General features: G+C 71.5%; 17 protein-coding genes. 10 read left to right on the top strand and 7 right to left on the bottom strand.

Annotated features, from left to right (window positions below; all coding sequences use genetic code 11):
* Nucleotides 1–325 precede the first annotated feature (325 nt).
* Nucleotides 326–1,225 carry an alpha/beta hydrolase gene (locus tag NR792_RS15255; RefSeq protein WP_375760756.1) on the top strand — a complete coding sequence of 300 codons (900 nt, stop codon included), beginning with the start codon at nt 326–328 and terminating at the stop codon, nt 1,223–1,225.
* Here the strand turns inward: NR792_RS15255 and NR792_RS15260 are convergent.
* Nucleotides 1,212–2,015 (bottom strand): arginyltransferase, encoded by an 804-nt coding sequence (locus NR792_RS15260; protein ID WP_375760757.1) that lies wholly within the window; start codon nt 2,013–2,015, stop codon nt 1,212–1,214. The genes NR792_RS15255 and NR792_RS15260 overlap by 14 nt on opposite strands.
* Nucleotides 2,016–2,191: 176 nt before the next feature.
* Here NR792_RS15260 and NR792_RS15265 point away from each other — a divergent pair, with 176 nt between their 5' ends.
* The 3 genes from NR792_RS15265 (at nt 2,192) to NR792_RS15275 (ending at nt 4,943) form a co-directional block, all read left to right on the top strand.
* Nucleotides 2,192–2,362: a hypothetical protein gene (locus NR792_RS15265; protein WP_375760758.1), complete on the top strand. Its 171-nt coding sequence runs from the start codon at nt 2,192–2,194 to the stop codon at nt 2,360–2,362.
* Nucleotides 2,363–2,649: 287 nt separating this feature from the next.
* Nucleotides 2,650–3,483 (top strand): glycosyltransferase, encoded by an 834-nt coding sequence (locus tag NR792_RS15270; RefSeq protein ID WP_375760759.1) that lies wholly within the window; start codon nt 2,650–2,652, stop codon nt 3,481–3,483.
* A 14-nt stretch (nt 3,484–3,497) separates the two neighbouring features.
* On the top strand, nt 3,498–4,943 hold the full coding sequence (locus NR792_RS15275; RefSeq protein ID WP_375760760.1) for a pyridoxal-dependent decarboxylase: 1,446 nt from the start codon (nt 3,498–3,500) through the stop codon (nt 4,941–4,943).
* 87 nt (nt 4,944–5,030) lie between these two features.
* On the opposite strand, the gene NR792_RS15280 is transcribed toward NR792_RS15275, so the two are convergent.
* The 3 genes from NR792_RS15280 to NR792_RS15290 form a co-directional block, all read right to left on the bottom strand.
* Complete coding sequence (locus tag NR792_RS15280; protein ID WP_375760761.1) at nt 5,031–8,243, bottom strand: HYR domain-containing protein; 3,213 nt, start codon at nt 8,241–8,243, stop codon at nt 5,031–5,033.
* 12 nt (nt 8,244–8,255) lie between these two features.
* The gene (locus NR792_RS15285) at nt 8,256–9,575 is read right to left on the bottom strand and encodes a carbamoyl-phosphate synthase (protein WP_375761626.1); all 1,320 of its coding nucleotides are present in this window, start codon (nt 9,573–9,575) and stop codon (nt 8,256–8,258) included.
* A gap of 312 nt (nt 9,576–9,887) precedes the next feature.
* Entirely contained in the window at nt 9,888–10,706 is an 819-nt protein-coding gene (locus NR792_RS15290) for a methylase (RefSeq protein WP_375760762.1), read from the bottom strand.
* Nucleotides 10,707–10,902: 196 nt separating this feature from the next.
* Between NR792_RS15290 and NR792_RS15295 the strand changes: the two genes are divergently transcribed.
* Both NR792_RS15295 and NR792_RS15300 read left to right on the top strand, forming a co-directional pair.
* Entirely contained in the window at nt 10,903–11,511 is a 609-nt protein-coding gene (locus tag NR792_RS15295) for a hypothetical protein (RefSeq protein ID WP_375760763.1), read from the top strand.
* A gap of 93 nt (nt 11,512–11,604) precedes the next feature.
* Nucleotides 11,605–12,645 (top strand): hypothetical protein, encoded by a 1,041-nt coding sequence (locus tag NR792_RS15300; RefSeq protein ID WP_375760764.1) that lies wholly within the window; start codon nt 11,605–11,607, stop codon nt 12,643–12,645.
* Here NR792_RS15300 and NR792_RS15305 read toward each other — a convergent pair.
* A complete protein-coding gene (locus NR792_RS15305) occupies nt 12,600–14,192 on the bottom strand; it encodes an MBL fold metallo-hydrolase (protein ID WP_375760765.1) in 1,593 nt (530 codons plus the stop codon). The two genes, NR792_RS15300 and NR792_RS15305, sit on opposite strands and share 46 nt — an antisense overlap.
* Nucleotides 14,193–14,314: 122 nt before the next feature.
* Between NR792_RS15305 and NR792_RS15310 the strand changes: the two genes are divergently transcribed.
* A complete protein-coding gene (locus NR792_RS15310; RefSeq protein ID WP_375760766.1) occupies nt 14,315–16,162 on the top strand; it encodes an OPT/YSL family transporter in 1,848 nt (615 codons plus the stop codon).
* A 255-nt stretch (nt 16,163–16,417) separates the two neighbouring features.
* On the top strand, nt 16,418–17,620 hold the full coding sequence (gene thrS, locus NR792_RS15315; RefSeq protein WP_375760767.1) for a threonine--tRNA ligase: 1,203 nt from the start codon (nt 16,418–16,420) through the stop codon (nt 17,618–17,620).
* A gap of 72 nt (nt 17,621–17,692) precedes the next feature.
* On the opposite strand, the gene NR792_RS15320 is transcribed toward thrS, so the two are convergent.
* Entirely contained in the window at nt 17,693–18,112 is a 420-nt protein-coding gene (locus tag NR792_RS15320; RefSeq protein ID WP_375760768.1) for a CBS domain-containing protein, read from the bottom strand.
* Between the two features lie 216 nt (nt 18,113–18,328).
* Between NR792_RS15320 and msrB the strand changes: the two genes are divergently transcribed.
* The gene (msrB, locus tag NR792_RS15325; protein ID WP_120526020.1) at nt 18,329–18,751 is read left to right on the top strand and encodes a peptide-methionine (R)-S-oxide reductase MsrB; all 423 of its coding nucleotides are present in this window, start codon (nt 18,329–18,331) and stop codon (nt 18,749–18,751) included.
* A gap of 6 nt (nt 18,752–18,757) precedes the next feature.
* Here the strand turns inward: msrB and NR792_RS15330 are convergent, their stop codons facing one another.
* Nucleotides 18,758–20,035 carry a FadR/GntR family transcriptional regulator gene (locus tag NR792_RS15330; protein WP_375760769.1) on the bottom strand — a complete coding sequence of 426 codons (1,278 nt, stop codon included), beginning with the start codon at nt 20,033–20,035 and terminating at the stop codon, nt 18,758–18,760.
* Between the two features lie 330 nt (nt 20,036–20,365).
* On the opposite strand from NR792_RS15330, the gene NR792_RS15335 reads away from it, so the two are divergent.
* Complete coding sequence (locus NR792_RS15335; RefSeq protein ID WP_375760770.1) at nt 20,366–22,258, top strand: glycoside hydrolase family 18 protein; 1,893 nt, start codon at nt 20,366–20,368, stop codon at nt 22,256–22,258.
* The last annotated feature ends 9 nt before the right edge of the window (nt 22,259–22,267 follow it).

The following is a 22,267-nucleotide window of genomic DNA, read 5'->3' on the forward strand; positions in this document are numbered from 1 at the left end:
TCCAATGTCTTGGGTTCCCGGTAAGAAACGATTTTCAGCCTTCGTGCCCGGCGCGTGAGCGTCCGACGGGCCCACCCCTGGAGTCGCTCGTTGCTCAATAGCGCACGCACCTTGCGATAGGTAGCGAAGGCCACCTGGCCCCGCCACTCAGGAGACAGTTGAACGGCGTCATGCCGGGCAAGCTCCAGACACGGGTCCGCGAGGGAGTCCCGGGCCTGCGGCGAGCGGATCACGTCGCGGTGATGCACGCTGCTTGGGGGAGCAACGAGCCCGGGGGCCTCCCGCGGGCAACTGGACTCCGGGTATAGGCTCACAATCCATCCTCGTGAAGAAACCCATCCATCCCCGTCCCGCCCGCCTCATCGCGCTCGCCCTCGTGGGCGTGCTCGCGGTGGTGGCCGTCATCGCGTACCGCAACGTCCGCACCGCTCACGCTGTCTTGCACCCCGCGCGCCAGCCGCTGAAGCCCATGGCGCAAGGCGCGCTCGTGGAGCGCACGGACGTGGCGCTGCGCACGCGCGACGGCCTGACGCTGCGCGGCTGGTACCTGCCCTCGCGCAACCACGCGGCGGTGGTGGTGATGCACGGCTTCGCGGAGAACCGCACGCAGATGCTCTTCGAGGCGGAGGTGCTCTCCCGCGCGGGCTACGGCGTGCTGCTCTTCGACTCGCGCGGCCACGGCGAGAGCGAGGGTGACCTGGTGACGTGGGGCGACCGCGAGCGCGAGGACCTGCGCGCGGCGGTGGACTTCGTCTCGCACCGCGACGACGTGGACCCCTCACGGCTGGGCGTGCTGGGCTTCTCCATGGGCGGCACCACCGCGATGCTGGCGGCGCTGGAGGATGACCGCCTCAAGGCGGTGGCCGCCGCGGGCGCGTACCCGTCGCTGGAGGCGGACACGCGCTACAGCTACGGCAAGTGGGGACCGCTGAGCGTGCAGCCGGTGCTCTGGACGATGCGCCTGTCCGGCGTGGACGTGGACGCGGTGGACCCCATGAAGCGCCTGTGTGATTTGAAGGGCCGGCCGCTGCTGTTGATCAACGGCGACGTCGACGCGTACGCACCCGCGTTCCTCCAGGACGCGCTGTTCCAGGCCGCGTGCGAACCCAAGTCGTACTGGGTGGTGCCCGGCGCGCACCACGGCGAGTACGCGAAGAAGGCCCCGGAGGAGTACGCGCGCCACCTGCGCGACTTCTTCGCCGCGGCGCTGCTCAGCGGCTCCTGACGTCCTCCGGGCCCACGGGCGCTTGCGCGTCAGGCGCGGTCGCTGACGCGTCAGGCGCGGCGCGCCACTCCGGCGGCGCGTCCAGCGCGGGGCGGCCCTCCAGCAGCTCGTGCGGACGGAAGCCGGCCTTGTAGCGCAGCGAGTCGCACGCCAGCACGCGGTAGCCCAGGTACACGTACGGGATGCCCCGCTCGCGCGCCAGCTCCACCTGGAACAGCACGCTCGCCTTGCCCAGCGACAGCCGCGCGTAGGCGGGGTCGTAGAAGAAGTACACCGCGCTCCACGCGTGCGGCGTCTCGTCGCACAGGCCCAGGCCCACCAGCTTCGGGCCCGCCGGGTCGCTGTCGTCGTACCAGGCCACCTCGCGCGCGGACGGGTGCGGGAAGGCGAACTGGAGCGAGTACTCCCGCGCGCCCAGCTCCGACGCCTCCCATTCGCGCGACGCCTCCCGCTCCGCGTGCCACGCGCGGTACAGGGCCAGGCGCTCCTCGTCCACGCGCGGCGGGCCCACCTCCACGCGCAGGTGCGCGCACGCGGCGCGGGCCCGGCGCTGGCTGCGGTTGGGCGTGAAGCCCGCCACCGGCACGCGCAGGGACACGCATTCGTTGCACGCCGCGCAAGCGGGCCGGAAGTACTGCGGTCCGAACCGGCGCCAGCCGCGCACCAGCAGGTGCTCGTACTCCTGCGCCGTCACGTTGCGCATCAGCAGCGTCTCCAGGGACGCCTCCCGCCCCGGCAGATAGCTGCACGGACGCGGGGTTTCGATTTCATGTGCCAGCAGGACGGCCATCGGTGTTCCCTTCCTGTCGGCCCCGGGCCCCCGCGTCAAGCCATGCCTGCCCGGCTGGCGACCCACCCTCCGTCGGAAACGACCCGTCCCCGTGGGCCGTTCCGTATGAACAGGTGGCACAACGACTGCAAGCCTCCGGCTGAAGCCGAACCGCTTGCGGAAGAGGACGAACGCACATGGCCCGCGAGGAACTGCATTCCGAATGGCTGCCGCTGGAACCGGAAGAGGCCGACGGCCTCCTCTCAGGCGACGCGTTCGTCGAGGAGGATGACGCCTCGCGTTCCGCCGCCGGGGCCGACGCCGAGGACGACCTGGACGCGTTCGACTTCGCCATCGCCAGCTTCTGAATGGCCGTGGGCAGGCGGCCACGGTGTGGCAATCCTGTCGCGGTCCGACCGTGAATTTTTCCGGTCCGCCCCCTGAAGGGGCCGTAGAAACTTCCTAGAAATCGCGAGAGGGCCCGCCGCGTTCGCTTCCCCGGACAGCAGGCGGGTAACCCCGGACACGGGGGGCGGGGCGCAATGCCCCGGGTGGCGGAATGCCCCGCGGGCGAGGAGGCCTGGCTGGCTTCTCAGTCGTGGGGCGCCACCGGTATAAACGGCGGCCTATGTCCTCAATCGATGTCTCGGTCGTGATGCCCACCTACAAGCGCGAGAAGGAGGTGGTGGAGGCCATCCACTCCGCGCTGCGTCAAGAAGGCGTCCAGGTGGAGGTGCTCGTCCTGGACGACTCGGCGGAGGGCACGGCGCGCGACGCGGTGCAGGGCCTTGGCGATTCCCGCGTGCGCTACTTCCAGCAGGAGGTGCCGTCGAAGGGGCGCCCCGCGCTGGTGCGCAACCACGGCGCCACGCTGGCCCGGGGCCGCTACCTGCACTTCCTGGACGACGACGACACGCTCGCCGAAGGCGCGCTCAAGGCGATGGTGACGGCGCTGGACGCGCGGCCGGACGCGGGCGTCGCGGTGGGCTGGGTGGTGCCCTTCAGCGAGGACCCGGAGTGGCTGGAGGACAAGAGCAGCTACTTCGAGCGGGTCGCGAAGGTGGGGGCCACCACGCCCAACAGCGCGTGGACGGTGGCGCACATCCTGTTCCTGGGCACGCTGTACGTGAACTCCGCGTGCATGGTGCGCCGCGAATACTTCCAGCCCCTGGGCGGGTTCGACCCGAACATCCCCGTCTACGAGGACGTGGACTTCTACATGCGCGGCATCCGCCGCTACGGCCACGTCTACGTGAACCGGCCCATCCTCAACTACCGGGTGGGCAAGCCGTCGCTGATGAACGACCTGGGCAAGACGGGCGCGAAGGTGGAGAAGTCCGTGGCGGAGTCCAACGCCATCATCCACAACAAGTACCGGCGCGAGCACGGGGAGCTGGAGTACCGGCTCCTGCAGATGGCCACGCGCGCGCTGAAGGGCCGCTTCGGCCTCACGCGCTACCTCCCCCTCAAGCTGCCCGGCGTCTCCTGAAAGGGCCCCTCACCGTGAGCCTGCGTCGTCGTCTCGTTGGAACCGCCAAGCGGCAGTTGAAGCAGACCCTGGGGCCCGTGGTGCAGCGCGCGATGGCCCCCGCGCGCGCCTTCCTCCCCCCGGAGACCTGGAGCCTGGAGTCGCGCGCCGGCCAGGGCCTCTTCCTGGAGGGCGTGTCGCTGTCGCGGCTCGCGAGCGAGTACGGCTCGCCGCTGCACGTGGTGCACCTGGCGGCGCTGCACCGCAACGCGGACGCGTTCCAGGCGGTGCCCCCGGGCGCGGCCGGCGGCTGCGAGGTGTACTACTCGTACAAGACCAACCCGGTGCCGGGCGTGCTGTCCGCGCTGCACGCGCGCGGCGTGGGCGCGGAGGTCATCTCCGCCTATGAGCTGTGGCTCGCGCTCAAGCTGGGCGTGGCGCCGGAGCGCATCGTCTACAACGGCCCGGTGAAGTCGGACGCGTCCATCCGCGAGTCCATCACCCGGGGCATCGGCCTCTTGGCGGCGAACCACCGCGAGGAGCTGGACGTCTTCTCACGCCACGCGGCGGAGCTGGGCAAGCGCCCGCGCGTGGCCGTGCGGGTGACGACGGCCACGGGCTGGACGTCGCAGTTCGGTACGCCCATCGCGGGAGGCCAGGCGCTGGCGGCGTACCGTCAGGCGCTGGCCTCCGGAAACCTGGACGTGGTGGGCCTGCACGCGCACCGGGGCGAGCTGATCCGCACGGAAGGAGAGCTGGAGGGCTTCGTCGGCTCGGTGCTGGACTTCGCGGACGAGCTGCACCGCGAGCTGGGGCTGGACCTGGAGGTGCTGGACCTGGGCGGCAGCCTCTGCACGCCGACGGTGGAGCACATCGAGCAGCGGGACTGGCGGCTCAACCTCACCTTCCAGCGCGACCTGCCCGCGCCGGACTTCGCGGCGGCGCTCTCCATCGAGCGGTACGTGGCGAAGGTGGTGTCCCAGGTGGAGGCGCACTACGCGAAGCAGGGCCGCAAGCGTCCGCGCATCTTCCTGGAGCCGGGCCGCGCGATGACGGGCAACACGCAGCTCCTGCTGGGCCGCGTGCACGCGCTCAAGGACGGTGGCGAGCGGACGTGGGCGGTGCTCGACATGGGCATCAACCACGCCGAATGCGTGCGCAACGAGTACCACCAGCTCTTCCACGTCGAGCGTCCGGCCGCCAGCGCGCACCGGGCGTACACGGTGGTGGGCCCCATCTGCACCCCGGGCGACACGCTGTACCACGCGGTGCGGCTGCCGGAGCTGAAGGTGGGCGACACGCTGGCCATCATGGACGCGGGCGCGTACTTCGTGCCCTTCGGCACGTCCTTCTCCTTCCCGCAGCCGGCCATCGTGGGCGTGGAGGGCGGGAAGGTGCGGCTGTTGCGCCGGGCGGAGACGCACGAGGACCTGGTCACCTTCGACGACCCGGTCCCCTCCCCTACGCGCGCGGCGAGCTGAGTCCCCGGACCTGAGCGCGGCGCGCCGCACGAACCTGTCCGACTGTCGGACAGGTTTGGACGACCGCCCCCGCGCGCCGGACAGCCGCTACCGACGCTTCCGCGAACGCCTGGAGGAAGCGAAGAGCGCGGCCAGGGCGAGGCCCCACGGCATCGACGCCGGCGTCGCCTGACACCCGCAGCCGCCGGAGTCGGTCTCCGGCCCGTCCGGTCCGGTGCCGGCATCACGTCCCGGCCCATTGGGACCCGCGTCGGCCGTGCCCGCGTCCGTCGAGCCGGCATCCGCCGTGCCCGCGTCCGTCGAGCCGGCATCCGGAACGCCCGCGTCCGGGACTCCCGCATCGACGGTGCCCGCATCCGGAACGCCCGCATCGACGGTGCCCGCATCGGGTCCGGAGAGCGGCTTCACGGTGATGGTGAAGGTGCACGTCCCGGCGTTCCCGGTGCCATCCGTCGCCGTGAACGTGACCGGCGTCACCCCCACCGGGAAGCGGCCGCCCGAGGCCGTGTCCGTGCGCGCGGTGGGCACCTCGCCCGAGTCATCGTGCACGGTCGCGTGCGGGAACGTCACCACCGCGCCCGCCGCATTCGTGGCGGACACGGTCACGTCCGGCGGACAGGTGAGCCTGGGCGGACGCGTGTCCGGGACGAGTCCCGACAGCCGGAACAGCGCCCTGCCCGTCCCGTCGCTCGCGGAGAAGTAGACGGCCGAGCCATTCACCGTGAGCTGCTCGGGGCGTGACGAGCCCGGCCCGGCGACGACGTCCGCGACACGCGTGGGCTGGCCGGTGGGCGAGTCCAGCCGCCACGGCTCGCGGCCTCCCGCGCCCTCCTCCGCGACGAACAGCAGCGGGCCCGACGGAGAGACGAGCGTCAGCTGATCCGGCAGCGACGAGCCGCGCCCCGGCTGGAGGTCCGCCACCCGCACGGTGCCCGCCAGCGTACCATCCGTGCGCCACAGCTCCGTCCCCGACGCATTGTCCTTCCCGGAGAAGAAGGCGACGTCGCCCCAGGTGACGAAGCCACCGGGGTAACCGGGCGTGACGGCCGCGCCCACCGGCTGCGTGCCCTGGGCCGTTCCATCCGTCGTCCACAGGCGGGCCGTGGGGAACCAGGTCCAGAAGACGGCCCGGTCACCCACGGGGTGGAGATCCGAGGGCGCCGAGCCGCCCGCTCCGGGATTCAGGTCCGCCAGGCGCGCGGTCCCGCCAGGGGTCCCATCCGTCTTCCACAGCTCCCGGCCGGCGACGCCGTCATCGGCGAAGAAGAGGGTCTGCGACCCCAGGGGCGTGAAGCCCGCAGGCTCGGAGCTCTTCGAGCCCACCCAGATGTCCTTGAGGAAGACCGTGCCCCCCGGCGTGCCGTCGCTCGCGTACAGCTCGTTGCCCAGGCTGGAGTAGAGCCCCGTGAGGTAGGCCCTGCCGTTGGAGACGCCCATGTTGCGCGCGTTGTCCACGCCGGGGTCGGTCAGGTGCGTGCCCGCGTCGGTGCCGTCCGTCCGCCACAACCCCACGGCCTGGTACGGGGTGGAGCCGATGAACAAGCCGACCTGGTTCGGCAACTGGGTGACGCTCCCGTAGGCCCCGGAGCCCGGCAGCGCCTTGAAGCGCACCGTGCCCGCGGCGGTCGCGTCCGTCATCCACAGCTCCGGCCCACGAGCGATGAGCAGGCGGTCCCCGAAGGGGGCCATGGCGGGGGAGTAGGAGGACGCGCCCATCGCCGGCGAGAGCGGCTGGGTCCCCGCGGCCGTGCCATCCGAGCGCCAGACCACCGTCTGCCCCGCCTCGTTGCTCACGCCCATGAGGAGCCAGTCGTTGTACGCCTGCATCCGGGAGGCATCGCCCTCGCGCTGCACGGGCGTGACGTCCGCGACCATCCGGGTCCCCTCCGGGGTGCCGTCGGTGCGCCACACCTCCTGACCGTGGAAGCCGTCGTCCGCGGGGAAGAAGAGCACGTCCCCCAGACGCACGCCGTCCGTCAGGTCCAGCCCGTAGCGGCTTCCCGACGCCTGCGGCGAGACGATCTCCTTCAGCAGGACGGTGCCTTCCGCGGTGCCGTCCGTCCTCCAGAGCTTCCCGGCCCCACCGGAGGTGAGCCCCACGAAGATCAGCCCGCCCTCCACCGGAAGGAGCTCCGGCCCGAAGAACCCGCCCGAGGTGCCCTGGATGATCTCCTTGAGCATCGCGCTGCCGGCGGTGGTGCCATCCGAGGACCAGAGCTCACAGCCGGCCTGGGTGGTGCACGCGGAGAAGTAGAGCCGGTCGCCCAGGCGCGTCACCCCCTTGGCGTTCGAGGAGGCGCTGCCCGGCACCAGGTCCAGGACCTGGGTGCCCGCCGCCGTGCCATCCGTGGCGCACAGCTCCGTGCCGATGGCCGGCGTGGTGCACTGCATGTACGCGCGCCCGTTCAGGGTGGCGAAGCCTGACTCGCTGGAGCCCACGGTGTAGTTGTTGGCGACGTGGAGCAGTTGGATGGGGCCCGCCGAGCCGTCCGTGGCGTAGAGGGAGCGGCTGTTGGAGGTGGAAGCCGCCGAGAAGAGCAGCTGGCCGTTGATCTCACCCAGCAGCGAGGGACTGCCGCTCGCACTTCCCGGGCCCACGTCCGCGACCAGGACCGTGCCCGGCCCCGTGCCGTCCGTGGCACACAGCTCCACGCCCGCGCTCCCGGAGCCCAGGGTGCAGGCGAAGTACAGCCGGTTCCCCATCACCCGCCATCCGCTGGCGAACGCGTCCTCCGTGACCTTCATCGCCGCGGTGGCGAGGACCTGCGTCCCCTGCGCCGTGCCGTCCGAGCGGTAGAGCGACGTGCCCACGCTGAAGTAGAGCGCGCCGTTGAAGACGACCGGCGGCGTGGGGCTGGACGCGAACGGCGTGTCCAGCATGAGCCGCGTGCCCTCGGGTGTCCCGTCCGACGTCCAGAGCTCCTGCTGCTGGAGCCAGTAGGCCCGTCCCCCCAGCGTGACCAGGTGGGGCGCGCGCTGGAAGGAGTCCACCGTCGGCTCGAGGTCGCGCACGAGCGACGTCCCGGCCTCCGTCCCATCCGTGCGGAAGAGCCCCTTGCGGGCCCTGGAGAAGAAGAGGACGGAGCCGTTCACCTCCGTGAACCCGCCCGGAAGCGTGTGTTGCTTCGTGGCCTGGGCGGTGGAGAAGGCCGTCACCTTCTCCACGGACGTCACGCCCTGCGCGCGCGTCTCCAGCGGGCGCGCGGCCGCGGCCGGCTCCTCGGGCGTGCACGCCATGAACCCCAGGGCGCAGAGCCCCACCAGCGCGCCTGCGCGCGCTCCCCCCATGCGTCGTTTCATGAGACCTGCTTGCTAGCGGTTGAAGACCATCATTCGAAGGAAGGCGCGCGGGTGGCGCGCGGCCCCGTAGGAGATGGTGGCCAGCTCCACCGCCGCGGGCATCATGTCGTCCCGGTCGATGAGCGGATCCACCGCCGTCTCCTTGTGGGTGTTGAACCAGGTGCGCCACTGCCGGGCCTCGTCGGCCGGCAGCGCGCCGGACAGCCGCTGGAGGTTGAGCAGCATCTCCAGGGCGATGCGGTTGCAGAACACCGCGTCCTCGTGCGCCGCGGCGGCGTCGCGCGCGTCCTCCACCGCGCGCTTGAGCGCGTCCCGGTCCCCGGTGGCCGCGTGGTACGCGAGCAGCGGCAGGGGCAGCCCCCGCGCGATGTCGAAGCCCATCTGCCCGTAGAAGCGCGGGTTGAAGTCGATGAGGAGGTACGAGTCCTTCGTCTGGATGAACTCCACCTCGAAGACGCCGTGGTAGCCCAGCCGCTTGCACAGCCGGGTGAGCCCCGCGACGAGGTCCGGGCGCAGCGGCGAGGACTCGAAGCAGACGCCCACGCCCAGGCGGCGCGGACGCTGGAGGACCTTCATCGCGGCGCGGGCCTCGAAGAGCTCGCCGGACTCGTCCACGAAGCCGGAGAGGCTGTAGATGCCCTCGGCGGCCTCCGGGTGGAACTCCTGCACCATGGGGTTCACCACGGCCGGGTCGAACTTCACGAGCATGGGCGCGTACGTGTCGCGTGCGAACTCGCGGTACTCGCGCGCCAGGTCGTCCGGGGACGACACCGGCTGCCCCTTGCGGTGCGTGGCGTGGAGGATCTGCGTGGTGGGCTTGAGCAGCACCGGGAACTTCGCCTCGCGGCGCACCTGCTCCAGGTCCTCTTCCGAATGGGGGAACCAGGTGCGCGGCAGGTGCAGGCCGGCTTCCGTGCCCAGCTCGTAGAGGCGGCGCTTGTTGAGCAGCCCGTACACCGCGTCCACGCCCGGGTCGTAGAGGTGGAAGAGGTCCTCCAGCTTGGAGCGGTGCGCGGCGATGAGCCACGCCAGCTCGTCGCTCGTCGGGTAGAGCACGTGCTTGACGGGCTCGCGCAGGCCGAAGTCCACCAGCCACTGGAGGAAGGCCTCCGGCTGCGACTCCGGCGGGCACTGCACGCGGCGGCTGACGAAGCGCGAATAGCTGGCCGGCCCCAACCGGCCGGTGTCCGCCACCGTCACGTCCACGCCGTGCCGGCCCAGACAGCGGGCGGCGGCCAGGGTGCCGTAGAAGTTCGCGGAGAACAGCAACGCCGGGGGGCGGGCCGCGATGGCGGCCGCGGGGGCCCCACCGGAGTAGGCGGCCTCTTGCATCTCATGCTCCAGGTTCGCGGGGTCGGCCTCGCGGCGCACGCGCGCGGAGGAACGACGGGATTGGCGGTGGGGGCGCTGCGCGAGGCGACCGCCCCCGAGGTCAGGGGTCGACGGGCCGGCGACGGCGGTGCTGGACATCAGCCCCGCGGCGAAAAGCGTCAGAAGGTGCCTGTTCATGTCGAGCCGTCTACCTCCGGCGGTTCGGGGGGTCGCCGGAAGCCCAATTCCCGACAGAATACCTTTTCCGGCGCCGCTTGCGACCCGTTCCCCGACGATTGCATCTCCAAGGAGCTGCCGGGTTCAGGCCGGCACTCAGGCCGGCGTCCCGCCGGGCGGGCTCCAGCGCAGGAAGCCGCGAGCAAGGAGCCAGGCGTCGCTGGAGACCCCCGAGGTCATCCGCGCGAGGCGCACGACGGACTCGGCGAACGCGTCCGGGGGCGCGGTGTGGCCTTCGGCGCGCGCGGCCTTCCACGCCGCCTCCCACGCCTGGAAGAAGGCGTGCATGGGCTCGCCCGGGCGGACGCGGCGGCGCAGGTCGCGGGGCAGCCAGTCGCGCAGGAGCAGCGGCGCGAAGCCCCGGGAGAAGTCGGTGTGGAAGAGGAGCCCCTCGCGCGCGGGGGCCTCGGCCTCCGGGCGCCGCCGCAGCAGGTGGGCCACCAGCACCGCGCCGTCCGTGTCGGAGGAGCCCTCCACGAGCAGCCCCCCGGGCAGCAGGGGGCGCGACATGGCGAGGTGGGCCTCCGGGATGCGCTCCGGCGGCCCCTGGCGCAGGAGGTTCATGGCGCGCACCAGGCGGGCGGGCTCGTCCGGGGCCAGGGGGAGCGCGAAGCCGCCCTCGCGAAAGTGCGTGCGCGCGTCCGCGTGTGCCCGCGCGGCGGCGGTGGCCCGCTCAGGCTCCAGCTCCACACCCACCACGGACAGGCCCGGGTTCAGCGCGCGAAAGGCGGTGGCGCTCTCCAGCGTGGTCCACGGGTGTTCTCCGAAGCCCACGTCCACGAAGACGGCGCGGGCCCAGGTGTCCTCCGTGCGCGTGAGGAGCGCGGCTTCGAACTGGCACAGGTACGCGTCCAGCGCGCGCAGGCGCCCGCGCGCGGTCCTGCCCCGGGTGGGGGTATCCAGCTCACCAGCCATGGGCCCGCGTTGTAGCGCGAGAGGTCATTGCCCGGCGCGGGCCGTAACCCGGAATGTCACACGCGCCCGCCCCAAGTCCTTGAAACCCGGGGGATGGCACCGTGCCAGGGACTGGCACCGACACTGCACAGGGGCCCGGCTTGAAGTCCCCTCTTTGATGATTGGTTCTCCGTCCCCCATGACCACTTCCAGCTTCATGCGTTCCTCCCTCGTGGCCGCCCTCCTCCTCTCCGGCTCCGCCTTCGCGGCCGAGCCCCGGTCCGCGACGACCACCGCGACCGCCTGCGCCGACAGCAAGACCCAGCTGCTGGAGGCGGCGAAGGCGCAGGGCCTCGCGCTCAACGAGGAGCAGATCGGCACCCTGTCGTCGGACACTGGCAACATCGTCGCGACGAGCATCGCGGGCTTCGAGAAGGTCCCCGACACGGAGTACGCGCAGGGCGTGGACGTGGCCTTCGTCTACATTGACTCCCCCGACGCGGGCATCCCGGCGGGCCACTACCGCGTGAACGTCCGGGCCAACCCGGAAGACATCCAGGTGGGCAAGTACAAGGCCATCGCCACCCTCATCGACAAGGATGGCAAGGAGGTCGCGCAGCGGGCGACGCGCATCGAGACCTTCTCCGAGCCGCTGAAGTCGGCGCGCTACGGCTCCCCGATGAACGTGGGCCTCCAGCAGCAGACCATTCGGGACTACAACCTCACGCGCTTCTTCAAGACGGTCACGATCATCATCATCCGCCCCTGGGGCACCACGGTCATCGACCTGTTCGGCGTGGACTACAGCGACTACTACGGCTTCTAGAGCCCACCTCCCGCCGCCGGGAGCCCACGGGTTCCCGGCGGTGTCGGGGTGCGATTTTCGTCCCACCCACGGGGCCCCTAGAATCCGGGGCCCGTGAGCCTTTCGTCCACCACCTGCCCCCTCTGTGGCGCCCCCCGCGTTGACGGGCCCGAGTGCCCGGCGTGCGGCGTCATCTACCAGCGCGCGGAAGTGCGCGCCGCCACCCGTCAGGCGCAAGCCCGCGACCGCGAGGCCCGCGAGGCCGCCGAGCGCGACGCCGAGGACCAGCGGCAGGCGCTGCGCGAGGCCCTGGAGGCCCACGCGGCGCCCACGTTCGTGCCGCCGCTGGCCGCGGCCCTGCCCGAGCGGGACTCCGCCACGGAGGGCATCACCTTCCACGCGGCGGAGGAGCCGGGGAGCGAGGACGTCCTGGAGGCGCGCTTGCGGCTCGCGGTGTTGCCGGCCGCGCTCGTCATCGCCTACCTCGCGGTCCGCTCACCGGGCTTCCACTCGATGCTGCGCATCTTCCTCACGATGCCGGTGCACGAGCTGGGGCACGCCGTCACCGCGTGGTTCTGCGGCTTCAGCGCCACGCCCACGTTCTGGGTGACGCACGTGTCGCGGGACCGCTCGACGTTCATGACCCTGCTGGTGGCGGGGCTGCTCGTCGCGCTCGTGTGGCAGGGCTGGAAGCGCCGCCGGTGGACGTGGCTGGTGGCGGGCGCGGGGCTGCTCGTCGCGCAGGCGGTGTGCAGGTTCGGGCTGACGCACGCGCAGGCCAGGGCCCTCACCTTCTTCGGCGGCGACGCGGGCCTGATGGTGCTCGGCGCGCTCCTGATGGCGACGTTCTACGTGCCCTGGGAGCACTATCTCCGCCGGAACCAGCTGCGCTGGGGGTTCGTCGCCATCGGCGCCGCGGCCTTCATGGATGGCTTCGAGCAGTGGTGGGCGTCGCGCACCGACGTGGACCGCATCCCCTTCGGCCGCATCGAGGGCGTGGGCCTGAGCGACCCCAGCACCCTGGTGGACGTGTACGGCTGGAACGTCAGCCGCGTCATCCACTGGAACGTCACCGTGGGCGTCGTCTGTCTCATGGCCCTGGGCGCGCTCTACCTGCGGGGCCTCTGGACGGCCCGCGACGCGCTGCGCGGCTGAGGCTCGGCCTCGCGCCAGCTCCCGAAGGGCCACTCGAAGCCCGGCGTGCCGAGCACCTCCGGCTTCCGCGCGCCCCGCCAGCGCAGGGCCTCGCCGGGCCGCAGGAGGAGCGCCTGGGGCCCTTCCCCCTGCTCCTTCCGCACCTGGGCCAGCCGCTCCGGATACGGATCCGCGTCCGGGTTCTCGTCCATGTTGCTCGCGCCCGCGACGGGCTCGCCGGGATAGCCGGCGTAGCGCGGGCCCATGCCCTCGCGCCAGTACCAGGGGGCGCCGCCGTCCGCGCAGGGCACCACGTAGCGCGCGCCCAGGAGCGCGCCGTAGCGCAGCGCCTCCTCCGGGCCCGCCATCAGGCGCTGCGGCGTGGTGAGCGCGTCGCGCGGCACGTTGACGAGGAACGCATCCAGCGTGGTGAAGCCGAAGAAGATGGGCGGCAGCCGGAAGCCGCGCACGCCGCAGAAGAGGACGTCCACCGGCCCCTGCTGCTTGCGCACGCGGCGGCACACCGCGTCCATGTCCCCGCGCACGTCGTGGCCCGCGTCCGCGAAGAAGGCGGCGGAGAAGTCCTCCGAGCGCACCAGCCACGTGTTGCCCTCGTTGTAGAGGTCCGGGTGCGGGCCCTCGCCATCCGTGGGCTGCTCGCCGTGGAAGGGCAGCGCGTGCACCGTCACGTCCTCCACCTGCCGCGTCTCCCCCCAGCGCAGGGGCTCCACGCGCGTGAAGCCCAGCTGCTCCAGCCGCAGCGCGCAGTCCGTGGAGAAGAGGCTCTCGCGCGCCACCGCCGGCACGAAGATGCGCGTGTCGCGCGGCAGGGGCAAGAGCGAGCCCAGGTGGAAGTGGTCCCCGTGTGAGTGGGTGATGACCACCGCGTCCACCCGCCCCAGGTCCCCGGCCTGCAACGACCCATAGCCGGGCAGGTCCACCTCGCCCGTGGGGCGGAAGTATGGATCCACCAGCACGCGCCCTTGCCTGCCCGACACCAGCACCGTGTTGTGCCCCACGAAGAGGGCCCCCGGGCCGGGCACGTCCACCGGCCCCGCGTGGCGCACGAGCCAGCCGGCCTGTGACAGGTCGCCCAGCAGCTCGCCCACGATGGGGGTGGTGGCCAGCGCGTGCAGCTCCTCGCGCGTCGCGCCCCGGGCGAGCGACGCGAACAGGTCCGCCACCACGGGCCAGTCCTTCGCGCGCACCAGCACGTCCAGCCCCAGCGAGTCCTGGCGCAGATGCAGCACGCGCGGACGGTGGCGCAGCGGATCCGGGAAGAGGACGTCGTCCCGCAGCACGCGCCGGCCCATGCGCCGCTTCGTGCCCTGGCAGAGCGCGGCGTAGCGGGGCGTGTCCTCCAGCCAGCGGATGAGCGCGTCCGCCTCGCGCAGCGCGCCCTCGCGCCCCAGCGCGGCGATGTGGCGCTTGAGCGGCACCTGCGCGCGGCGCACCGGACGCGCGGTGGGCCCCTGGATGCTGCACCCCAGGTCCTCGTGGTGGTCGGCCTCCGTGCGGGCGGAGGCGAGGACGGCCAGGCTGACGCCGCGGTGCAGGGTGAATCGCATGCGTGCGACGTCGCATGGCGCCAGGCCCTTCGCAAGGGCCTGCGCTTGCGACCGGCCGCCGGGCCGCCCGCGCCCGTGTGGGTTGTGGGCCCCGCGGGAGGCCGGTACCCTCCCCCGCACCCATGGCCCACCCCGCCGAGCCGCTCCCGCCGGAGCCTTCCGCCCCCCTGGCCTCCGTGCCCGACGCCGTCACGCCGCGCTTCCGCTTCCTGCCCGCGGTGGGCACGTGGAAGTACCACCTGCTGCTCGCGTCCGTGGCCATCCTCTTCCTGGGCCCGCTGGGCGGCGTGGCCGCGGCGTACATGAACTTCAGCCTGGGCTTCTTCGTCGCCAGCCAGGTGCTCTCCGGCATCCTGGGCAGCGTCGTCACCTACGGCTACGGCGCGGAGGGCAAGCACGGCGCCAACTACATGCAGACGATGGCCGCGTCGGTGGCCTCGCTGTGCGCCATGGCCGTGCTGATCCAATCCATGGTGTGGCTGGGCATGCCCCAGCCGCCCGCGTGGCAGCTGATGCTCTTCGTCGGGTGCGTGGGCATGTTCGGCGTGGGCGTGGGCATGCTCTACACGCCGCTCCTGGTGGACCGGCTCCAGCTGGACTACCCGTCCGGCTACGCGGTGGCCAACATCCTGCGAGCGCTCACGGACAAGCGCCTGCTCAAGGCCTCCATCGCGAAGCTGGGCGGCGGCACCGGCCTGGGCATCCTGGCCGCGTGGCTCACGGAGAAGGTGGCCGCCATCGCCGCGCTGAGCGTGAGCAGCTCCACGGTGGGCGCCGGCATGGTGGTGGGCAGCCGCATCACCGTGCCCGCCATGCTCATGGGCCTCATCGGCTTCGCCATCACGCCGTACCTGCGAGACATCGGGTGGCTGGGCCCGAATGATCCGTACCGCAAGATCGGCTTCCTGGTGTCGCTGGCCATGATCTGCGGCGCGGCGCTGGTGGACCTGGCGCTGCTCGCGGTGCAGGCGGTGGACCGCATCCGGGGGCGCGCGCAGGCCCCGGCGGACAATGAGCCCGCGTGGAAGAAGGTCAACGTGCCCCGGCTCATCGCCTGGGTGGTGGGCTGGGGCGCGGCCGTGGTGGTGGTGGCCACGCAGGTGCTGCACCAGCCCGCGGGCTTCATCCTCTTCGGGCTCGCGCTGTCGCTGCTGTTCGTGCTCATCAACGGCATCGCCTACGGCATCAGCGACAACAACCCCATCTCCAGCGCCTTCGTGATGTCGGTGCTGCTGATGTCGCTGTTGGGCCTGAAGGATCCGCTGGTGGGGCTGATGGCGTCCTCCATCCTGCTCATCTCCACGTCGGTGGGCTGCGACATGCAGCAGGACCGCTCCACCGGGTGGCGCCTGGGCACCAACCGCGTGGTGCAGTTCCGCTACCAGGTGCTGGGCATCTTCATGGGCGCGGTGCTGTGCGTGGTGCTGGCGCGCGTGTTCATGGGCGCCTACCCGGTGCTGTCCGTCAACCAGCTGGACCACCCGGACGTGAAGGTGGCCCAGTGGAGCTCCGCGATGACGTACAAGTTCGTGGGCGCCATCCGCGACCTGGGCACGCTGTCCGCGCACAAGGTGACGGCGCTGCTCGTGGGCCTGGGCATCGGCTTCACGCTGGAGGTCATCCGCAAGGGGGTCCGCCGCCATCCGGCGTACCTGCGCTACGTGCAGGGGTCGCGCACGGGGTTCGGCGTGGGCTGGGCCATGGACTCGCTGGTGCTGGCCAGTCCCTACGCGTACGCGTTCGGCGGCTTCATCGCGCTGCCTGCGGCCATCTGGTTCGGCGTGGGCGGCATCCTCACGTCCGTCTTCAACACCGTCTCCAAGCGCTTCAAGCGCGAGCCCGCGCCCGGGGAGGCGGTGCTGCCGGAGGACATGAGCACCATGTCCCTGGTGGGCGGCGGCCTCATCGCGGGCGAGTCGCTCTTCTACCTCTTCGTGGGCCTCGCCGGCCTGCTGGCCCTGCTGGGCTGAGGCACCCTGCCCCGGGGCACGGCTTGACTTTCCGTGCGCCCGGGAGCACTTGTTGTCCCGTGAGCCTCGTCATCACCACCACCGCGACCCAGACCACCACCGCTTCGGCGGGCGTGGGTGCGGTGCGCGTGTCGGTGGCCTGACGAGCGCACGGTTTCCCGCCCCGCCGCAGTCCGGCCGGGGCGACCGTGCAACCTCACACGCCCCGTGTCCGGCCCCGGCTGCTTCATCCCGACCGACACACGGAGACGACCCATGCTTGATGAACACGACCACCGCGCGCTGGGCCAGCGCCTGGACCTCTTCCACCTGCAGGAGGAGGCCCCGGGCATGGTGTTCTGGCACCCGCGCGGACTGATGCTGTACCGGCTCCTGGAGGACCACGTCCGCGCCCGCATGCGCGAGGAGGGCTACCGCGAAGTCCGTACGCCGCAGCTGTGCTCCCAGCCGCTGTGGGAGCAGAGCGGCCACTGGGAGAACTTCCGCGAGAACATGTTCTGCATGCCGGAAGGCGACCGGCACCTGGCGCTCAAGCCGGTGAGCTGCCCTGGCCACATCCAGCTGGTGCAGCGCATGGCGCCCAGCCACCGCGACCTGCCCCTGCGCCTGGGGGAGTTCGGGCTGGTGCACCGCAGCGAGCCCAGCGGCGCGCTGCACGGGCTGTTCCGCCTGCGGCAGTTCACGCAGGACGACGGCCACATCTTCTGCGCGGCGGAGCAGGTGGAGGCGGAGGTGGTCCGCTTCGTGCGCTCGCTCAAGGCGTTCTACGCGGGCTTCGGCTTCGACGACGTGCAGGTGGCCTTCTCCAGCCGTCCGGCGCTGCGCGCCGGCAGTGACGCGCTGTGGGACCAGGCGGAGGCGTGGCTCCAGTCCGCGGCGAAGCAGGCAGGACTGGTGTACGAGGACCAGCCCGGCCAGGGCGCCTTCTACGGGCCCAAGCTGGAGTTCGTGCTGAAGGACCGGCTGGGCCGCGCGTGGCAGTGCGGGACGATCCAGCTGGACCTGGTGCTGCCGGAGCGCTTCGACCTGCACTACGTCGGGGCGTCCGGAGAGCGCCTGCGCCCGGTGATGCTTCACCGCGCGCTGTTCGGCAGCCTGGAGCGCTTCATCGGCATGTTGCTGGAGCACCATGGCGGTGCGCTGCCCGCGTGGCTCGCGCCGGAACAGGTGGTGGTGGCCTCCGTGGGCGCGGGGGCCGCCGGCTACGCGGAGGCGCTGGCGGCGCGGCTGCGGCTGGCCGGCTGCCGCGCGCGGGCGGACGTGCGGGACGAGTCGCTGTCGAAGAAGGTCCTGGGCTCGCACGAGGACGGGGTGCCGTTCCTCGCGGTGGTGGGTGGCCGCGAGGTGGAGTCCAAGGGCGTCCGCCTGCGGCAGCGCGACGGCGCGCAGCGCGACCTGCCCTGGGATGACGCCGTGGCGTGGCTGTCCGCCGCGTGCCAGCCGGCCGTGGCGGGCTGAGCGTCAGGACCTGAGGCACCGGCCCGGAGCTCCCTTCGCGGACTTGAAGGGAGCGCCGGGCCCTCTGGAGCTTCAGGAGTAGAGGCTCAGGTGTTCCAGCGGCTCACCGGGCCGCAGCAGCATGAGCGGCTCGGAGACGACGTCGTCCAGGCGCAGGAGTCCGACGGCATGATGCTCGGCGTCCACGACGACCAGGCGGCTCACGTGGTGCTCCTCCATCAGGCGCTCGCCGGCCTCCAGCGGTGCGTCCTCCGGACAGGTGACGAGCGGCGCGGACATTGCCTCGCGCACGGTGGTGACGTCGGGGTCATGCCCGTGGACGGTGGAGCACAGGGAGAGCTCCGAGTCGGTGAGCAGGCCCACCAGCCGGCCGTGTTCGGTCACGGGCAACGCGCCCAGGCTCGAGGACTCCAGCCGCTCGGTGGCGGAGCGCAGACTTTCGTCCGCATCGATGGTTTCTACGTCCCGGGTCATCAGTTCCGAAATCCGCATCGTCAGGCCTCCTGGTGGCGGGCGCGACGCCCCGGGGAAGTACAACTGGCGCACCGCTCCCTTCGCCGCAGGCGTGGGAGCCCGCCGGGACGCGAGGCATGCCGGTGGGGAAGCAGGCCCCTGCCTGCCTCCCTGGTGTAGCGTGCGACGCGAAGGCTGGCGGTGCATCCAAGGCCGTGCTCCGGGCTTCAGGGCCCGAAACGTGGAGGAGGACCCATGGCGGACAAGCTCAACCTTTCCAACGAAGAGTGGCGCAAGCGCCTCACCCCCGAGGAGTTCCAGGTGCTGCGCCAGCACGGCACCGAGTACCCGGGGTCAGGCTGTTTCCTCGGCACCAAGACGCCGGGGACCTACGTGTGCGCGGGCTGCAACAACCCCTTGTTCAAGTCCGGGACGAAGTTCGAGTCCGGCACCGGCTGGCCGTCCTTCACCCAGACACTGTCGGAGGACTCGGTGACGGAGATCCGCGACGTGTCGCACGGGATGATCCGCACCGAGGTCCGCTGCGCGCGCTGCGACGGTCACCTGGGCCACGTGTTCCCGGACGGCCCGCCGCCCACGGGGCTGCGCTACTGCATGAACTCCGTGGCGATGAAGCACGTCCCCGAAGGCAGCCCCATCGAGCTGGTCCGGGCCTGAAGCCGGTCACCAGGAATTCGAACGGGCAATGAAGCGCCAGAGCCGCACAGCCCACCGACCCAAAGCGCGCTGAGCGCCGTGAAGCGGTCCGCCCTCCTTGCCCACCGCCCCGCGGGTTTGTCCGCGGGAGTCGGTGGGTGGAGCCTCGAGCTGGAGGCCAGCGTCTGGAGACGGCGCGTCCCAACTTGTCCGACAGTCGGACAAGTTGCCCGAGGTCGCGCCCGTCACGTCTCCCCCTGCGCCCTCTCCACCGGGCTCGGAGGAGACGGCCCACGGAGTGGCTGGAGAGCTCGGCACTCCCCTGTCCGACTCCAGGGGAAGGGCCCACCCAGGGGAACCGAGGGCAACTCCGAGTGGCCTGGTCTCCTCGGCGGCTGGCGCGATGCGGTCGAGTCCACGCGCCTCAACGCATGAGCGCGCCTCCAGCGAATCGTCCTGCCCGGTGCCCGTCTCGACACAAGAGCATGCCTCGGACGTATCGTCCGACGCGGTGACGGGGGAGGGGTCGCCGAGGGGGCTCTCCTGCGCGTTAGAGGCTTCGGGAGATACCTGCTCCTGAGGACGTGGGGCGAATTGGTCGAGCACCAGCGCATCACACGCCTCCAGCAACGCCGGCAGTTGGCGCTGAAGCGCCTGCATGTTGCGCTCCCCCAGGGCATGCATCGCGCAAATGGCCCATGCGCGCAGCGACTCACCGCCCATGAAGGGAAGCAGCCGGGCCGAAATGCCCCTGAAGGCCCGTTGCAGCGACTGGATGAGGAGCAGGTGCCCTGGACGTGCAGCCGCCTGGGCCGCCAGCCGTAGCAACTCGAACTCCAGCTGCGCGCACCGTGCCCCAGGGTTCCAGTGCGCCGCGTCCGAGAGCCTGTAGCAGGTGTCCTCCAGCAGGCTCACGTCCCGCTCGGAGGCACTCGCGCAGCAGTCCGCCAGGAGCTCCACCAGCACCTGCCGCTTGAGGCTGAAGAAGCCCTCCAGCAGCCGCCGGCATTCCTCGGAGCGCTCGTCATGCAGCGCCAGGCCCAGGTTCTCCAGCGTCAGCGACTCGTCCAGCGTCACCGCTCGCGCCTGGCGCCCGGAGCGCTGCACCACCAGGCCCCGCGCCGCCAACCGCCGCAGCGCCTCGCGCACCGTGCCCCGGCTCACCCCAAAGCGGCGAGCCATCATCCGCTCCGAGGCCAACCGCCCGTTCCTCGGCAGCCGCCCCAGCGCGATGTCCCGCTCGAGTTGCGCCTCCACGTACGCCACAAGCCCCACCCGCACCATCGCCGCCGCCCTTCTCGCCAATGCTTCGCCCATCCAACCAGACGGGTCTGACATGGACGCGTGGGCCACCGTCCATGTCGCCAACGGGAACGGGGCGGCCTCGGGACGGAAGCGGCGCGAACTGGTCCGACTGTCGGACCAGTTCGCGGACATCGCGCCCGGCAGGGGAACTCTGTCCGTGGCCCTATCGCCCCATCCGCTCCAGCTCCCGTGGCCTCGTTACTGCGTTCAGCCCAGGTGCGCAGCGCCACGGAGAATTCCTGGTCGCGGGGCTGATTGACGAACTCCTGGCGCCTCACCGGGTCTCTTGATGCAGGACGCGTCTCCCCTCGTCTGCGAGGATGGGAGGCCATGCGACGACCTCCGGCTGGCCCCTGGGTACTGCTCACCGCGCTACTCCTGTGCGGTGTTTCCCAGGCGGCCCCTCCCCCGAAGTCCGCACCGCCCACGTCGCTCCGGACGACGTGGCTCTATCAGGACCGGTTGGCTTCGCCCTGGGAGGACCTGACGTGGGCTGGCGCGCACGCGATGAGCGCCACCGTCCCGGGGGCCTCGGGCAGCCACGCCATCTCCGTGACGCTGGGGCCGTGGGAGGCGCTGTACTTCGGCCACCCGGGCTTCGACGTGGCACCCGAGGACACGCTGGTGTTGAAGGTGCACGGCGGGAAGGATGGCGCGAACGCGGCGGTGCGCGCGCGCGTCGTCATCGGATCCGAGCAGCCCGTGGGCGTGCCCCTGGGCCCCACCTGCGCGGGCGGCACCATTCCAGCCAGCAAGTGGACGACATGCCGCGTGCCGCTGGCGAAGCTGCTGCCCGAAGGCCGCACGCGCATCACCGGCCTGTGGCTGCAGGAGGACAGCGGCAGGACGCTGCCGCCCCTCTTCTTCGACGACATTGGCATCGAGCAGGGCCCCAGGCCGGTGAGCCTCACGTTGGACACGCCCGCGGTCTTCCTGGCTCCTGGCGCCACGCATGCCTTCCGCGCCACCGTGACGAACAGCAAGGACCCGGCGGTGACCTGGAGCGTGGAGCCGGGGAACGAGCGGGGCACCGTCAGCCCCACCGGCGTCTACACCGCGCCCCGCAAGCCGGGCACCTACCGGGTGATGGCCCGAAGCAAGGCGGACCCGAGCCAGCTGGCCGTGGCCAGTGTCGTGGTGGGCGCGGCTCCCGCCGCGATCGCGCGCCCGGGACACGGCGGCAAGTGGGTGTCGGGCTATTACACGGGCTGGAACGCGGACGACTATCCGCCGGAGAAGGTGGACTTCAGCGCGCTCACGCACATCCTCGTGGGCCGCGTCACTCCGAAGGCGGACGGTACGCTGAGCACGAAGTTCGACAACGACCGGGGGCCGGAGATCGCCCGCACGCTGTCGAAGCGCGCGCACGCCGCGGGCCGCAAGGCGCTCATCATGGTGGGTGGCTCCGGTGAGCACGACGGCTGGGTGGGCGCGGCGTCCGACGCGAACCGCGCGAAGTTCGTCCGCTCGCTGCTCAAGGCCATGGATGACTTCGGCTACGACGGGTTGGACCTGGACTGGGAGCCCGTGGAGAAGGAGGACCGGCCCAAGCTGCTGGCCCTGGTGAAGGCCCTGCGCGAGGCGCGGCCGAAGATGCTCCTCACCTTCCCCCTCCACTGGATCAACACCAACTTCCCCGCTGACGCGGACCCCTGGTTCGCGGAGCTGGCGAAGTACTTCGACCAGATGAACCTGATGTCCTACGAGATGATTGGCGCGTGGGACGGCTGGAAGTCCTGGCACACGTCCGCGCTCAAGGGCGAACAGGGACTGCACCCCACGTCCATCGCGTCCAGCCTGGAGCTGTGGGTGAAGGCAGGCATCCCCAAGGCGAAGCTGGGCATCGGCATCCCCTTCTATGGCCTCGCGTGGCGCCACATCACCGGCCCCTACCAGCCCTTCACGAACTGGTCCGACTACGTGGGCGGGGACAACTCGTTCACCTACAAGAAGATCCTCCGCTATTCGAAGCAGGGGAAGTACCAGTGGGACGAGAAGGCCCAGGCCAGCTACGTGACGTTCGCTCCGGACAAGCTCGTGGAGGACGGCACGGTGACGTGGATCTCCTACGACAGCCCGCAGGCCATCGCCGCCAAGGGCGCCTTCGTGAAGCAGGAGGGCTACGGCGGCACCATCCTCTGGACGCTCAACCAGGGTTGCACCGATCCGGAGACCGGTGCCAACCCGTTGCTGGACGCCGTGCGGGACGCCTTCCTGCGATGACGCCGGAGC

This window comes from Corallococcus exercitus (assembly GCF_042231735.1).
GTDB classification, from domain to species: Bacteria; Myxococcota; Myxococcia; order Myxococcales; family Myxococcaceae; genus Corallococcus; species Corallococcus exercitus_B.

Excerpts from the sequence above, each read along its gene's own strand:
- NR792_RS15260 (WP_375760757.1), bottom strand. The coding sequence starts at position 2,015 with ATGGCCGTCCTGCTGGCACATGAAATCGAAACCCCGCGTCCGTGCAGC.
- NR792_RS15265 (WP_375760758.1), top strand. The coding sequence starts at position 2,192 with ATGGCCCGCGAGGAACTGCATTCCGAATGGCTGCCGCTGGAACCGGAA.
- NR792_RS15270 (WP_375760759.1), top strand. The coding sequence starts at position 2,650 with ATGCCCACCTACAAGCGCGAGAAGGAGGTGGTGGAGGCCATCCACTCC.
- NR792_RS15280 (WP_375760761.1), bottom strand. The coding sequence starts at position 8,243 with ATGAAACGACGCATGGGGGGAGCGCGCGCAGGCGCGCTGGTGGGGCTC.
- NR792_RS15285 (WP_375761626.1), bottom strand. The coding sequence starts at position 9,575 with ATGCAAGAGGCCGCCTACTCCGGTGGGGCCCCCGCGGCCGCCATCGCG.
- NR792_RS15290 (WP_375760762.1), bottom strand. The coding sequence starts at position 10,706 with ATGGCTGGTGAGCTGGATACCCCCACCCGGGGCAGGACCGCGCGCGGG.
- NR792_RS15295 (WP_375760763.1), top strand. The coding sequence starts at position 10,903 with ATGCGTTCCTCCCTCGTGGCCGCCCTCCTCCTCTCCGGCTCCGCCTTC.
- NR792_RS15305 (WP_375760765.1), bottom strand. The coding sequence starts at position 14,192 with ATGCGATTCACCCTGCACCGCGGCGTCAGCCTGGCCGTCCTCGCCTCC.
- NR792_RS15310 (WP_375760766.1), top strand. The coding sequence starts at position 14,315 with ATGGCCCACCCCGCCGAGCCGCTCCCGCCGGAGCCTTCCGCCCCCCTG.
- thrS (WP_375760767.1), top strand. The coding sequence starts at position 16,418 with ATGCTTGATGAACACGACCACCGCGCGCTGGGCCAGCGCCTGGACCTC.
- NR792_RS15320 (WP_375760768.1), bottom strand. The coding sequence starts at position 18,112 with ATGCGGATTTCGGAACTGATGACCCGGGACGTAGAAACCATCGATGCG.
- msrB (WP_120526020.1), top strand. The coding sequence starts at position 18,329 with ATGGCGGACAAGCTCAACCTTTCCAACGAAGAGTGGCGCAAGCGCCTC.
- NR792_RS15335 (WP_375760770.1), top strand. The coding sequence starts at position 20,366 with ATGCGACGACCTCCGGCTGGCCCCTGGGTACTGCTCACCGCGCTACTC.